This window comes from Paraburkholderia flava, from assembly GCF_004359985.1.
GTDB lineage: Bacteria > Pseudomonadota > Gammaproteobacteria > Burkholderiales > Burkholderiaceae > Paraburkholderia > Paraburkholderia flava.
In genome coordinates this window covers 503,462-517,643 of record NZ_SMRO01000003.1, presented here as the reverse complement: position 1 = coordinate 517,643, position 14,182 = coordinate 503,462, and the positions used below count along the sequence as shown (strand labels likewise).

12 protein-coding genes are annotated in these 14,182 nt (G+C 63.8%); 4 read left to right on the top strand and 8 right to left on the bottom strand.

Going from position 1 to position 14,182, the window contains the following annotated elements; translation table 11 throughout:
* The first annotated feature begins 77 nt into the window (after window positions 1-77).
* Entirely contained in the window at window positions 78-869 is a 792-nt protein-coding gene (locus E1748_RS24755; RefSeq protein WP_133649907.1) for an SDR family NAD(P)-dependent oxidoreductase, read from the top strand.
* Here the strand turns inward: E1748_RS24755 and E1748_RS24750 are convergent.
* Both E1748_RS24750 and E1748_RS24745 read right to left on the bottom strand, forming a co-directional pair.
* The gene (locus tag E1748_RS24750) at window positions 856-1,470 is read right to left on the bottom strand and encodes a GNAT family N-acetyltransferase (RefSeq protein WP_133649906.1); all 615 of its coding nucleotides are present in this window, start codon (window positions 1,468-1,470) and stop codon (window positions 856-858) included. The two genes, E1748_RS24755 and E1748_RS24750, sit on opposite strands and share 14 nt — an antisense overlap.
* A gap of 98 nt (window positions 1,471-1,568) precedes the next feature.
* Window positions 1,569-2,831 (bottom strand): MFS transporter, encoded by a 1,263-nt coding sequence (locus E1748_RS24745; protein ID WP_133649905.1) that lies wholly within the window; start codon window positions 2,829-2,831, stop codon window positions 1,569-1,571.
* Window positions 2,832-2,949: 118 nt separating this feature from the next.
* Here E1748_RS24745 and E1748_RS24740 point away from each other — a divergent pair, with 118 nt between their 5' ends.
* Window positions 2,950-3,837, top strand: coding sequence for a LysR substrate-binding domain-containing protein (locus E1748_RS24740; protein WP_133649904.1), 888 nt, complete (start codon window positions 2,950-2,952; stop codon window positions 3,835-3,837).
* Window positions 3,838-3,894: 57 nt separating this feature from the next.
* Here E1748_RS24740 and E1748_RS24735 read toward each other — a convergent pair whose 3' ends face one another.
* The 5 genes from E1748_RS24735 to E1748_RS24715 all read right to left on the bottom strand — a co-directional run bounded on the left by E1748_RS24735 (window position 3,895) and on the right by E1748_RS24715 (window position 10,438).
* On the bottom strand, window positions 3,895-5,232 hold the full coding sequence (locus E1748_RS24735) for an aspartate aminotransferase family protein (protein WP_133649903.1): 1,338 nt from the start codon (window positions 5,230-5,232) through the stop codon (window positions 3,895-3,897).
* Window positions 5,233-5,414: 182 nt separating this feature from the next.
* Complete coding sequence (locus E1748_RS24730) at window positions 5,415-6,080, bottom strand: type III effector (RefSeq protein ID WP_133649902.1); 666 nt, start codon at window positions 6,078-6,080, stop codon at window positions 5,415-5,417.
* Window positions 6,081-6,785: 705 nt separating this feature from the next.
* A complete protein-coding gene (locus E1748_RS24725) occupies window positions 6,786-8,093 on the bottom strand; it encodes a hypothetical protein (protein ID WP_133649901.1) in 1,308 nt (435 codons plus the stop codon).
* 291 nt (window positions 8,094-8,384) lie between these two features.
* Entirely contained in the window at window positions 8,385-9,029 is a 645-nt protein-coding gene (locus tag E1748_RS24720; protein WP_133649900.1) for a response regulator, read from the bottom strand.
* Between the two features lie 11 nt (window positions 9,030-9,040).
* Complete coding sequence (locus tag E1748_RS24715; RefSeq protein WP_133649899.1) at window positions 9,041-10,438, bottom strand: cache domain-containing protein; 1,398 nt, start codon at window positions 10,436-10,438, stop codon at window positions 9,041-9,043.
* Between the two features lie 416 nt (window positions 10,439-10,854).
* On the opposite strand from E1748_RS24715, the gene E1748_RS24710 reads away from it, so the two are divergent.
* Both E1748_RS24710 and mctP read left to right on the top strand, forming a co-directional pair.
* Complete coding sequence (locus tag E1748_RS24710; RefSeq protein WP_133649898.1) at window positions 10,855-11,052, top strand: DUF3311 domain-containing protein; 198 nt, start codon at window positions 10,855-10,857, stop codon at window positions 11,050-11,052.
* Window positions 11,049-12,530, top strand: a complete 1,482-nt coding sequence (gene mctP, locus E1748_RS24705; protein ID WP_133649897.1) for a monocarboxylate uptake permease MctP — start codon at window positions 11,049-11,051, stop codon at window positions 12,528-12,530. Before E1748_RS24710 ends, mctP begins: the two co-directional genes overlap by 4 nt.
* A 102-nt stretch (window positions 12,531-12,632) precedes the next feature.
* Here mctP and E1748_RS24700 read toward each other — a convergent pair whose 3' ends face one another.
* Window positions 12,633-14,141: a M81 family metallopeptidase gene (locus tag E1748_RS24700; protein WP_133650509.1), complete on the bottom strand. Its 1,509-nt coding sequence runs from the start codon at window positions 14,139-14,141 to the stop codon at window positions 12,633-12,635.
* Window positions 14,142-14,182 lie beyond the last annotated feature (41 nt).

The window sequence follows — 14,182 nt, the reverse complement described above, 5'->3', positions numbered from 1 at the left end:
TCGTGTCCTATGATGGCCGGCACGGACCGCACTGCGGTCCGTCGCTCGACAACAGTTCGACAACGAGGAGACATTCGATGGATCTGAATCTGCGCGGAAAGGTCGCGGTGCTGACGGGCGCAAGCGTCGGCATCGGGCTCGCAGTCGCGGAAAGCTTCGCGGCCGAAGGCGTGAACCTCGTGCTCGCCGCACGCACCGCCGACCGGCTCGACGCCGCAGCCGCACAGATCGCCGCGCAACACGGCGTGCGGACGGTGCCGGTCGCGTGCGACGTCGCGACCCAGGCAGGCGTCGACCGGCTGGTGCATGCGACGCTCGATGCATTCGGCGGCGCCGACATCCTGTTCAACAACGCGGGCACCGGCAGCAACGAAACGATCATGAACGCGCCCGACGACAAATGGCAGGCGTACTGGGACCTGCACGTGATGGCGGCGGTGCGACTCGCACGTGGCCTCGTGCCGTCGATGAAGCAGCGCGGCGGCGGCGCGATCCTGCACAACGCATCGATCTGCGCGGTGCAGCCGCTCGGCTACGAGCCGATCTACAACGTCACCAAGGCCGCGCTGATGATGTTCTCGAAGAATCTCGCGAACGAACTGATCGGCGACAACATCCGCGTCAATACGATCAATCCGGGTCTCGTGCTCACGCCCGACTGGGTGAAGACCGCGAAGCAGCTCACACAGGATTCGGGCGGCGACTGGGAAGGGCATCTGCAATCGGTTGCCGATCAGCACGCGCCGATCCGCCGGTTCGCGACGCCCGCCGAACTCGCCGACTTCATCGTGTTCCTGTGTTCGGAGCGCGCGAGTTACAGCGTCGGGTCGACGTATTTCGTCGACGGCGGGATGCTCAATACGGTTTGAGCGAGTCGAGCAGCGGACCTTCCATGTGGATGTCCTCGGGCTCGAGCGCGAACAGCTCGGGGTCCGGCTGCGTGCTGACCGTGAAGCCCTGCGCGAGATAGAAATCGACGGTGTGTTCCGAGCCCGTCGCGGACACGTAGAGACGTCGTGCACCGGTGCTCGCCGCATGCGCCTGCGCCGCGCGATACAACTGCATGCCGGCGCCGCGACCGCGATACGCGCAGCTCACGTGCAGGAACTTGAGTTGCAGCATGTCCGCTGCGGGACCAAGTCGGCGGCTGTCGACGATCGCCGCGCCGAACAGACGCATGTCGTGTGTGTTGTCATCGCGTGTGGCCGGGTCCGGGTCGAACAGACCTGCGCACCATCCGCCCCGGTCGTAGCAGTCGAGCAGGATCGGCGTGTAGTGCTCGGCCTCGCCTTCGGGCCAGCCGTCCATGTCGAAGAACTCGGGATAGCGTTCGAGCTGCGTCCCGTTCAGACGATACATGTGGTGAATGACTTCGCTGCGGTCGATGGTCCACACGCGTATCAGTTCATCGCGTTGCAGTTCGCGCAGCAGGAACGGGGACGGTGTCGGCGTGGCGGAAGAGCGGGTCATGAAGCGGGCGTACGAGGCGCGAGGGCAAGGCGGCTTGGGGCCGTGGGAGCGCAGGATAGCACTGCTACGCGAACGCCGGACCAATCGCCGGGTGGACCCTAAGCCTGCGACTCCACCACCCGCCCCACTGCCCGCGCGCCCCGCGCCGGCATGAAATACCAGATCGCAGTCGCGGCCTGCAGCACGATCAGCACCGCCCACACGCTGCGATGCGCGATCGCGGGGAAGTGGCCGTCGTGTGCGGGCCAATGACCGAGCGCCGCGCCGATCGCCATCTGCAGCACGAAGATCGCGAGAAAGATCACGAGCGTGAACGTCGTGTTCACGCGGCCGATCAGCCGTGGCGGGAAGTGCTGCGCGAGCACCGAATACGTGAGGATGCCGGTGCCGCCGAGCGCGCCGTACGCGGCCCACAACACGGGCTCGGGCAACGGCACGCGCGCCGCGATCATCGCCTGCACGATCACGAACGCGATCATCGTCAGACCGGACGACATCTGCACCGTCATGCCGCGCCGCTCGAGCGTGCGCGCGAGCGCACCGAAGCCGATGTTGCCGACGATGAACGCCGCCCCCAGCACTGACACCAGCGACGCCGCGCGCGCCGCATGCGCGGCCGTATCGCCGGGCGTGTCCTGCATCACGACGTCGCGCAGGAACGCGCCGACCCACAGCGACTGCATCGCGTAGAACACGCTTTGTGTAAGACCGGAGAACGTCGCGAGCTTCCAGAACGCGCGACTACTCAGGATGTGCCACGTGCCCTTGAACTGCTCGAATACGCCGGCCTGACGATGCGTGTCGCGCGCTTCGGGCGCGAACGCGAACAGGTTCGCCGCGACGAGCACCGTGAACACCGCGAGCCCGAGACAGACCGAACGCCAGCCCACCACCGACAGCAGCCACGACAACGGCGTACCGACGACCACCCCGCCCAGCCCGCCGACCGCCATCACGAGACCGTTGACGAGCGTCAGCTGCGCGGTCGGGAAATGCTGCGCGGTCGCCTTGAACGCGCCGCCGAGACACACCGATACGCCGATGCCGATCAACAGACGGCCGAGCATCATCGTCGGCAGATCGTGGCCGAGGCCGAACAGCAGGATGCCGACGGCGGCGATCAGCATCACGCACGCGGTGACGCGGCGCGCGCCGTAGTGATCGAGCAGCACGCCGGCGGGAATCTGCGCGCCGGCGAAGCCGAGAAAATAGAGGCTAGTCAGCGTGCCGAGGTCGGCGGCCGAGAAGCCGAGTTCGTGCGTCAGGTGCGGCGCGAAGCCGAGGTTCACGCCGCGATACAGGTACGACACGAAGTACCCGAGCGAGAACACGACGAATACGCGCAGTCTGGTCGAGGTCATGATGCGGACAGCCTTCTCCAGGAATCTGGGAAATATTGGACAGGCTCGATTATTCGCGAGACGGGCGTGCGGAGCCAGCGAGAGATTTCAACGTCGATTGTGAGTAGAATTTGACGTCATGGCGACCTCACTTCCTCCCTTGCAGGCCTTGCGCGCGCTTGAAGCGGCAGCGCGCCGACGTAGTTTCAGCCGCGCCGCCGAAGAACTGCATTTGACGCACAGCGCCGTCAGCCATCATCTGCGAGGGCTGGAAGAACAGCTCGGCGTCGAGCTGTTCCGCCGGGCCGGTGCGCGGATGATCCCCACGGCGGCGGGCGCGCAACTCGCGGACCGCGTGCGGCACAGCCTCGACGACCTGCGCGACGCACTCGATGCGACGCGTCGCGGCCTCGGCGGCGCGGGGGTCACGCGGCTCGAGCTAAGCGCGATGTCCGATTTTCTGTCGGTGTGGCTGATTCCACGGCTCGGCGATTTCTACGAAACGCATCCGCAGATCGATCTGTCGCTGCACATGCACGCGAGCGTCGTGCCGCCCGATCCGTATTCGGTCGACGTTGGCATCTGGCATCGGCGCGTCGACGAGCCGGGGTTCCTGAGCCGCAAGCTGCTCGACGACATGGTCGTCGCGGTCTGCAGTCCCGCACTGCTCGCGCGCTATCCGGACTTCCGCATCGAAGATCTGCCGACGATGCCGCTGCTGCATTTCTCGCGGCGCTCGTGGCGCGACTTCTTCGACGCGGCCGGTCTGTCTGCGGAAGAGCCGGACCGTGGGCCGATCTTCGACGATGCGGGTTTGTTGCTGCAGGCGACCGTCGCGGGTCAGGGTGTGGCGACCGCGCGGCTGCAGCTTGCGCGCGCGTTCATCGAACGCGGTGAGCTCGTGCAGCTGGGGCACGTGCGGATTCCCGCCTCGCTCGATTACTTCTTTACGTGGCGTGAGGGGCATCCGCGTGAGGCGACGATCCAGCTGTTTTATCGGTGGTTGAAGGGGCAGTTGGGGAGTTGAGCCGGCTTTGCGGGTCCGAAGCTGTTCACGTTCACTTTATGCAATCTCGGCGAGACACTAGTCGAACGCATCGACGAGCCGGTCGACGTTGGCATCCGACGTCTGCGGGCACACCAGCATCATGTTGTGGAACGGCGTGATCAGCACGCCGCGATTCAGCAGATAGAGATGGATGATCTGCTCGAGTTCGTCGTCGAGCTGCCGACCCGCGACCGTGCCGTTTTGCGGCGGCACCGGCGAGAACTGGAACTCGGTGCGCGCGCCGATGCGCGTCACGCACCACGGCAGGCCGTGGCGCGCGATCGTCGCTTCGAGTTTCATCTGCAGACGCTCGGCCGTGCGGAACATCGTGTCATAAGCGGCATCGGTCATCACGTCGGCGAGCGTCGCGCGAATCGCGGCGGCGGCGAGCAGATTGGCCGTCAGCGTCGTACCGATGCCCGAGTGTCCGGGCGGCGCCGCGTGCTTCGCCTGCTGCGCACGCGCGGCGAATTCGGCACTGAAGCCGTACACCGCACACGGCATCCCGCCGCCGACCGGCTTGCCGAGCACCAGCATATCCGGCTCGATGCCGTGAGCCGCGCAATAGCCGCGCAGTCCGCTGCTGATCGTGTGGGTTTCGTCCATTGCGAGCAGCGTGCCGTAGCGGCGCAGCAGCGCCTGCGCGTCGCGCCAGTAACCGTCGGCGGGCAGCACCATGCCGATGTTGGTCATCGCGGGCTCGGCGAGTACGCAAGCCACCTGCCCGTCGGCAAGCGCGCGTTCCAGCGCGGCGAGATCGTTGAATTCGACGACGCGCGTGTACTGCCGCAGATCGTGCACCTGACCGATCAGGCTGTCGCGTTGCGTCGCGCGGCCGTCTTTGAGATCGACGAACACGTCGTCCACGGTGCCGTGATAACAGCCATTGAACACGACGATCTGTTTGCGCCCCGTCGCCGCGCGCGCCCAGCGTATGGCGAAGCGGTTCGCGTCGCTCGCGGTCATCGCGAACTGCCAGTACCGCAGACCGAAGCGCCGCGCGAGTTCTTCGCCGACCCACGCGGCGTCTTCGGACGGCAGCATCGCCGTGAGCCCCTTCGCCGCCTGCGCGGCGAGCGCGCGTGCGACCGGCTCAGGCGAATGACCGAACATCGCGCCGGTATCGCCGAGACAGAAATCCGCGTACACGTGGCCGTCGACGTCGCGAAAGTGCGCACCCCGCGCGTCGCTCACGTACAGCGAGAACGGCGTGGGCCAGTCGTTCATCCAGTGCAGCGGCACGCCGAACAGTAGATGCTGCGCTGCGCGCTCCGACAGTTGCCGCGACGCTGGCATGCGCTCGACGAAACGTGCGCGTTCGCGCTCGCGGAGTTGTCGCGCGTTGTCGCGGTTGATGCCGATGGGAATGCTCATGCTGGTTGCTCCGTTGCGATGTCGAACGTTTGCAAGGGAAGCATGGCAGTGAAGAAAAGGCAACGGGCCTCGCGCATGGGGAATGCGCGAGGCCCGTTGGGGAGCGGTTCAATCAAGACACTGCACGACGCTTCTATCGATATGGTCTGGAATCGAAGCCTGTCGAATCGCGTGTACCTGGCTTATCGGGTTCCGCTCGAAGAGTCGCCACCCGCTTTCTTGTTCTTCATGTCTTCCCCCAACTCTTGCGGCAGCGTGTGCTTGTATGGCGTCGGGACATTCATGCCGAGCCGATTTGCCACTTCCGCGTGACCGGAAACGCAGTTCGTGCCGTCGCTACCACTCGTCTCGTACTTCGGGAAAATAGGCTGCTCCTGCATGTCACGCAGCGTTCTGAGTTGCTCCGGCGAAGCCTTCCCGTGATCGTACAAGCGATCAGGGTTCGGAATCACCTTGTCGGATCCTGAGGGTTTTGCTTCCCCTCTTACGCCAGTGACATTGAATGGGCTACCGTCCCGAAGCGTACTGTTAACAGGCACACTTTGCCGCCGGCCCTGGCCGAAGTTCGGGGAGTGCCCGATAGCTGGCGCCAATCCCGGCATCTCCTGCCGCTCTTCCTCCGACGTCTGGAACTGGATATGGCCGGGATCCGTTACCTTACCGTCCTTACCAAACTTCGTGTCGGTTACGGCCGTACTAATGGGGCGGCGGCCTGAAATGCCTTCGAACGAGGTCATGGCGCTCGAGCTGCCGGGCATCCCGCCTCCCGTACTCAGTTTTTTCTTGGGTGCAGCCGTCGTCGCTTGTGCAGCTGCTTTTGCGGCGTTTGCTGTGACTCGTGGAAACATGATTTCTTCCTCAGGTTGATAAGCGATAACGAAAACACGAACTGGGTCTAGTCCGTCTCTTCAGACAGAAGCAACGCAGTCCGAGATATCTTGTTTGAACAAGGGTGATTGCGATTTGCTTAAGTACAGAATAGAGACAAGCGGATGTCCGAAATGACAGTACAACGAAGAATGATCACAAAAGGCGAAGCAACCTGAAGTCCGTCGGAGAGAAAATAAAAAAGCTTGGTTGTCCAGAATTGATCTGCGAATACATTCCGCAGGACGACAAACGGAGTCACGTATCGCACCAAGGCCACTCAAGGCGCAGCAACATTTGCAGAACTGAATGACGACGGAATCCCGCCCGGTCAGGCAATGAATTTCGCCCGCCTTTAAAGGATCAGAAAATCAGATGTGGGAATACATCGACGACGTGTTCGCGACGCGCAGGAACACCGCAACGCACCTCGAACATCGGTGTCGAAGTGCAGCAAGCGAAGTTGCGTGCGGACAGTCAGGGAAGTAGGCCAGCCGCGAGAACACGGCGTGGCACGTGACGATCGATCGATGCACGACGGGTCGAACCCGGTCGCGCAGTGCATCGAACGTCACTCATGGAATGGAGCCGGACATTCATATCGACGGTCATCCAGCCGAGCCCGAAAGGATGCCTCGCCTCTCAGACCCAGTCAGGATGAACCATCGATACTGCCTGTCGAAACATTACGAGCGCGGGGCGCCCCCCGGCTGCTGCGGATTCCGCTGCGGGATCGTTCCAGCGATTTTACCGAGCAGCGTGAAATAGGCGATCACGACCATCGCGAATCCGGCTGCATTTATCCCACCGGTGGCGACGCTGTTGGCCAGTTCGGGAGAGACACCGTGCTCGGTGAGCGTGTGCCGGGCCGCCGGAATCGCTGCCTGCGTCAGGCCGTACGCCACGGTCGAAGCGCCGACGATCGCCGCGCGTTGCCCAACTTGCGAAACCAGATGCCTGGCCGCCTGCATACCCTGCCTACCACCGAGAAAACCTTGCGTCGCGCCGCTGACTGCGGTGCCAATGGCAACAGGAGGTTTTGACACATGCTCGAAGAGATCCTCGATCGATTCCTGATCACCCGGGCCCCGCACCTTGATCCGGCTCTTGGCCTGTAGAGTCTGCGTCACCACCGCTGTAAAACCGCCTGCCGCAGACGATGCCGCCGCAGCCGCACCATAGCCGGCAATCGGCGTCAATCCAGCGTTGGCCGTCAGCCCGCCGCGCACGCCATGGGCAGTAGAGAATGACGCGCCACCGGAAAGGATGTTGGCCAGTGAGTCGACACCGAATCGGGCTTGAGCTGTCTTGATACCCGCGATCTGTTCGGCGCGGTCCGGGGAGCCCGGCGGCACCATCTGCTCGGCCGATCGGGGTGTAAGCGCCGTGCTGGTCCCGAGCAATTTCGACATGAGTGCAACTGCGGCCGGTGTCAGGACCATCGTTGCAAGTGTATTGCCCACGCCAGCGGCAGCAGCACCGATCAAAACGGACTTCATTTGTGTAGCTACCTGCTGACCATACTCCGAACTCGTCGTGTGCTCGGCGATCGGGCCGACGCCACGGAATGCACCGAACGTAACACCGGCGGTGACCGCGCCGCCGACCGCACCTTGCAGCCGTCCGGTGATGTGCTGCCAGAGGCTTGCTGGCGAATTCACGTGCTGCGGCAATGGTTGGTTGACGATCTCATCCAGCGCCTGTTCCACGTCGTCCGTAATACGATCAACCTCGTTCGACGACGCACCCGGCGCCGACCGCCCCCCTAGCGAGGTCCGCGACCGCGTCACCGCAGCGGGCGGACGCGAAATAACGCTCATCTCCGTGCCATCCTGCGAAGCGCGCGGAGAAGGCATGTTTGCCGACGGATGCTGGCTGCGCGATGAGCTGCTACGGCGCGGCGTAGCCGGCGTGTCGACCTCGGCGTTAGAAGTCGAAAACTGCGTGTGCGAAAGGTTATTGGTCGGCGTCGAGCCGATTCCGTTGCCAGACATGGTGTATCTCCTGATATATGTCGAAGGCGATACGGATCCCCCGTGCGCCATCGAATGAATACGGACCGTCCGCGTGACGGACGCTCGCACTCCCTGCGAACGCCGCACTGTCAGCAGAACCGTGCCGTGCGTGTACTCCTCAGACCGTATTTAAGCAGTGCGTTGCACCGTCCACTTAAGGTGTGCGAAGTCACGTCGCGTCGTGCGAATACCGATGCGCTTATTCATTCAGGCTACATATAGTCAGCAGTGCCGGGTGTGTCGGCCCCATCGCCGGATCGCAGGCAGTGCCTAGCTTCTCCGCCGCGACTCCACCGCAAACTTGATCAACTCCGCCTGCCCTTCGATATCAAGCTTACGTTTCAGATTCAACCGATGCGTCTCCACCGTACGCACCGACAGCCCGTTACGTTGTGCGATCTGTTTGCTCGACAGACCATCGGCGAGCGCATCGAGAATCTCGCGCTCGCGGGGCGTCAGTCGTTCGACAGGTGTCTGCATCGCGGACGCCTGGATCATCCGCGCGCCGAGCCCTGCGCTGAAGAACAGCTCGCCGCGAAGCACCGCGTCGATTGCGAGCACGATCTCGGTGGCTGGCGAATCCTTCAGCACATAGCCGCTCGCGCCCGCGCGCACCGCCTGCGTGACGTACTCGACGTTATCGTGCATCGACAGCATCAGCACGCGGATCGCGGGAAAGCGCTCATGAAAAACCGCCGCCAGCTCGATGCCGTTCATCCCTTTCATGCCGACGTCCATCAGCACGAGATCGGGTTCGTGCAGCGCGGCAAGCGTGAGCGCTTCGTCGGCATTGCCCGCCTCGCCGACGACCGTGAAATTCGGCACCGCGTCGAGCCGCGCGCGCAGACCGTCGCGCACGAGCGGATGATCGTCGACCAGCATCAGGCGCGCTGCGGCAAGTGAAGCGTCGTTCATGTCGGGTTCCTTCAGGCCGTGAGGCGAGGTGCGCCGTTCGCAAGCGGCACGCGCGCGGTGAGAATCGTGTGGCCCGCCTGCGACATCAGCGACAGCGTGCCGGCCAGCCGCTCGAGTCGCTCGCGCATGTTGCGCAGCCCCACGCCGCCGCGCGGGCCGGCGAATGCATCGGTGACGTCGAAGCCGCGGCCGTTGTCGGCCATCGACAGCGTGACCGCATCGGCCGACACGTCGAGCGACAGCGTCGCGCGCGTCGCGAGCGAATGGCGCACGACGTTCGTCAGCGCTTCCTGCGCGATGCGGAACAGCACGATGTTGACCGCGTCCGTCATCGGCGCGGCGTTCGCGTGGCCGGTCTGCGAGAACGCGATCTCGATGCCGGCCTCGCCGCTGAGTTCGCGCGTGAGCTGTTCGAGCGCGGCGGCGAGGCCGAGGTCGTCGAGCATCGCAGGCCGCAGCGCATGCGAGATGCGGCGTACTTCGCGCAGCGTGTCGCCGAGCCGCGTAAGACTCGTCGACAGTGCGGTTTGTGCGGCCGGAATCCGCACGTCGCTGCGTTCGAGATGCGCGATCGCCGATTCGAGCAGCAGTTTCACCGACACCATCATCTGCCCGATACCGTCGTGCAGTTCGCGCGACAGCCGTGCCCGTTCGTTCTCCTGCGACTCGACGACCTGCTGCGCAAGCCGCTTCAGTTTCGCGTCGGCGCTGCGGTACTCGCTGACGTTCAGCACCAGCGCGCACACCGCGATCACGCCGAGCCCCGCGAGCGCGATCGCGCCGATCCACATCACCGTACGGTCGATATTCGCCGACGCGCGTTGATCGATCTGCGCGAGCGTCGTGTTCACATCGCCGAGATAGATGCCGGTGCCGACCATCCATCCCCAGCGATTCAGCGGCACCACGTAGCCGAGCTTCGGTTCGAGCCGTCCCGTCGACGGGCGATGCCACATGTAGCGCACGTAGCCGCCGCCGCGTGCCGCTGCGGCGGTCAGCTCCTGGATCGGCAGCGCGCCCTCGGGATCGCGCATCGCCCACAGGTCCTTGCCTTCGAGATCGGCTTCGCGCGGATGCATCAGCGAGCGGCCGTGCATGTCGTAGACGAAGAAATAGCCGTCCGGACCGAAGTCCATTTTTTTCAGCACGTCGAGCGCGCGCAGACGCAGCGTCGCATCGTCGCGTGCGTTGTCGGTCGACGCGTCGTAGAGCGGCGCGATCGCGCTGGTCGCGAGATCGACGTAATGCTTCAGTTCGAGTTCCTTGCTCGATATGTACGCGGTCTGCATCGTCGAGTGCTGCATGTCGGCCAGCACTTTGGCCTGTTCGCGCACGCCAATTTCGATGCCGACGATCGCCACCAGAAACGGGACGATCGCGAGCAGAAACATCTTCGCCTTGAGGTTCATCGTAGAAAGATCGACAGAGTGGCTACGTAGGAATACGTAGCTGGCTTACGTAATCGTGCGCTTGTCGCCGGGGCGGCGAAAGCGAATACTACGCCCCCAGGCGCGGGCGCTTCCAGCGCGGTGTGCAGTGCTGCATCCGATCCCGGAGCCGGTTCGATACTGCCCGCACACCACGGCCCGCCCGGATCGCATCGGCAGTGAATCACAGGACGCTGGAAACACGGTTCTTTCGCGGCTGCTTTTGCACCGCGCCCGTTCGTTCCGATGCGTTCCGGTGGGCTCCGCTGCATCCCGATCCGTTTTCTGTTGCAATGCACCGGCACGCCGCGTATCGCCTGTGAAAAGTACCCCGGCGAGCCGCAAAAAGCCACCGCACGACCTGAACGCACTTTCAATAAACCACATAGGAGACAACTGTGGAATCCACCGACCAGCCCGGCCGCTCCTGGCTATGGCTCATCCTGCTCATCCCGTACGTCGCGCTGCTCTGGCTGCCGTTCTACAACGACTCGCGTCCTTCGTTCGCGGGCTTTCCGTTCTTCTACTGGTATCAGTTCCTCTGGGTGCCGCTCACGTCGCTGCTGATCTACATCGTCTATCGGGGCCTTAAATGAGCGATCTGAATCCTATCGACCCGGTCGCGATGACCGTCTTCATCGTGTTCTTCGTTCTCGTCACCGTCGTCGGCTTCTTCGCGGCACGCTGGAAGCGCGGTGACCTGACCCAACTGAGCGAGTGGGGCCTCGGCGGACGCCAGTTCGGCACCGTGATTTCGTGGTTCCTCGTCGGCGGCGACTTCTATACCGCGTACACGGTGATCGCCGTGCCCGCGCTGGTGTATTCGGTCGGCGCGTACGGCTTCTTCGCGCTGCCCTACACGATCATCGTCTACCCGTTCGTGTTCGCAGTGATGCCGAAGCTGTGGAAGGTCGCGCACGCGAAAGACCACATCACCGCCGCCGACTATGTGCAGGGCGAATACGGCGGCAAGTGGTTCCCTGCAGCGGTCGCGCTGACCGGCATCATCGCGACGATGCCGTACATTGCGTTGCAGCTGGTCGGTATGCAGGTGGTGATCAAGGGGCTCGGCGTGAGCGGCGAACTGCCGCTGATCGTCGCGTTCGTGATCCTCGCGCTGTACACGTACACGAGCGGCCTGCGCGCACCGGCGATGATCGCGTTCGTGAAGGACATCATGATTTACATCGTCGTGATCGCAGCCGTGTGGCTGATTCCGGTCAAGCTCGGCGGTTACGGTCACGTGTTCGACGCAGCCGATCACTTCTTCCAGGCAAAGGGCGGCGCAACCGGCATCCTGCTGAAGCCGACGCAGTTCACCGCGTATGCATCGCTTGCACTCGGTTCTGCGCTCGCGGCGTTCATGTATCCGCACACGATGACGGCGGTGCTGTCGTCGGCGTCGGCGCAGACGGTGCGCAAGAACGCGATCTTCCTGCCTGCGTACACGCTGCTGCTCGGCCTGATCGCGCTGCTCGGCTACATGGCGATTGCTGCCGGCATCCACGTGAAGTCCGCATCGGACGTCGTGCCGGCGCTGTTCGGCACGCTGTTCCCGTCGTGGTTCGTCGGCTTCGCGGCTGCCGCGATCGCGATCAGCGCACTGGTGCCGGCGGCGATCATGTCGATCGGTGCTGCGAACCTCTTCACGCGTAACCTGTGGCGTCCGCTGGTGTCGTCGAACATGACGCCGGCTGCGGAAGCCTCGACCGCGAAGATCGTTTCGCTGGTCGTGAAGTTCGGCGCGCTGGTGTTCATCGTCGTGCTGCCGACGCAGTACGCGATCGACCTGCAACTGCTCGGCGGCGTGTGGATCCTGCAGATCTTCCCGGCAATCGTGTTCTCGCTGTACACGCGACGCCTCAACACGCCGGGGCTGTTCCTCGGCTGGCTGGTCGGCATCGTGATCGGCACGGGCCTCGCGATCGTGCAAGGGTTGAAGCCGGTGTATGCGCTGCATCTCGGCGACGCGACCTATCCGATGTATATCGGGCTGATCGCGCTCGTGGCGAATATCGTCGTGACGTTTGTCGTGTCGGCGGTGACGCCGAAACGTGCGGCGGTCGCTGCTTAACCAGTCCGTTTGCTGGTTCATGGCCGGGCAGGTTCGCGTATTGCGGGCCTGCCCGGTTTTGTTTTGTGCTGCATTGTTTTGCTGCTTCGTCGCTTCGTCGCTTCAGATGTCGGCGAGATGAAGCGCGCCGAATGTCTGACCCATCGGTCGCACGCGCATGTCGGGGTTCAGGTGTTCCCACGGCAGATCGACCGGATCGGCTGCCATCGGCCCCGGTGCCTTCGCGACGAGGATCGTTTCCGCGATCGCGTCGAAGTCCGCGCGGAAATGCACCGAACTCTTCACGACGAGAATCTTCATCCGCTCGGGCTCGATCCCCGCGACGCGGAACAGGTTGCGGTCGAACATCTGCATCTTCACCGAGCTGACCGCGATCCTGACGCCCTCGATCCGCAGACACGCGACCAGCCCCAGCCCGCCCTGCATGCCGTTGAGCATCGGACCGTCGAAGCGGAAGCGTCCGTCGGACAGATGCTCGACCTCGAACACGGCTTCGAGCGGCGCGTCGCCCTGCACGCCTGAGCGGCCGCCCAACGGCACCGAGATCAGCGCGCCGATACCTGCGCGATGCGCGGCTGTCGCCGCTGCGGCGTCCCAGATCATGCCTACCGCCGCATCGGTCGCATGCGCGCGCAGCAACGCACGCACCATCCCCATCGTATTCGAATCGCCGCCGACGCCCGGGTTGTCCTGCGTGTCCGCGACGATGACGGGTTTGCTCGCGAGACGGCTCGATTCGACTGCCTGTGTCGCAGCTTCGTCGGGTGTGAGAAACGGCACGTCCCAGTCTGCTTCGTTATCGACGATCTTCGAGAACAGCGCATCGGCCGCGTGCTCGGCATGCCTGCGATCGAACGAATACGCCCAGATCGTAGGACCGCATTCGGGGAAATCGGCGGCTGGAAAACCCGGCGCAAACGACACCGACACGTCCTGTTGCGCTTCGAGTTCGGCGAGCAACCGGTACATGCCGCGCGCCGGTTCGACGAGCGTGCACATCCCGTTCACCGGAATCAGAAACGGCACGCGACGCATCGCGCAGTGCAACGGACGCTGCTCGCGGATCAGGTCTTCGAGCAACCGTGCAGCACGCGTGCCCGTCTCGGCCATATCGACGTGCGGATACGTGCGGTACGCGACGAGCGCGCTCGCGTGCGTGAACATACGTGCGGTGACGTTCGCATGCAGATCCAGCGACACGACGACCGGCATGTCCTTGCCGACGATCCGCCGCACGCGTTCGAGCAGTTCACCTTCGCCGTCGTCGTGCTGCTCGGTGACCATCGCGCCGTGCAGGTCGAGATAGATTGCATCGAAGCCACCCGCCGCGATCGCAGCAAGAATCTCGCCGCCGATTTTTTCGAATGCATCGGTCGTCACGTGTGCCGACGCGCTCGCGCCGGCCCAGATCACCGGGATCAGTTCGTGGCCGTTCGCTTCCATCGCGTTGATGAATCCGCCGATCGGCACGTTGACGTCGCGCAGCGTCATCACGTCGGCACCGCGCACCAGCGGCGGAAAACCTTCGCCTTGAATGAAGCTCGTATAGGACGCCTTAGTCGGCGCGAACGTGTTGGTCTCATGCTGGAAACCGGCGATCAGGATTTTCAAGGGCTTCATTGCGTTCTCTTCTGCGGAAAAAATGGTTTGAT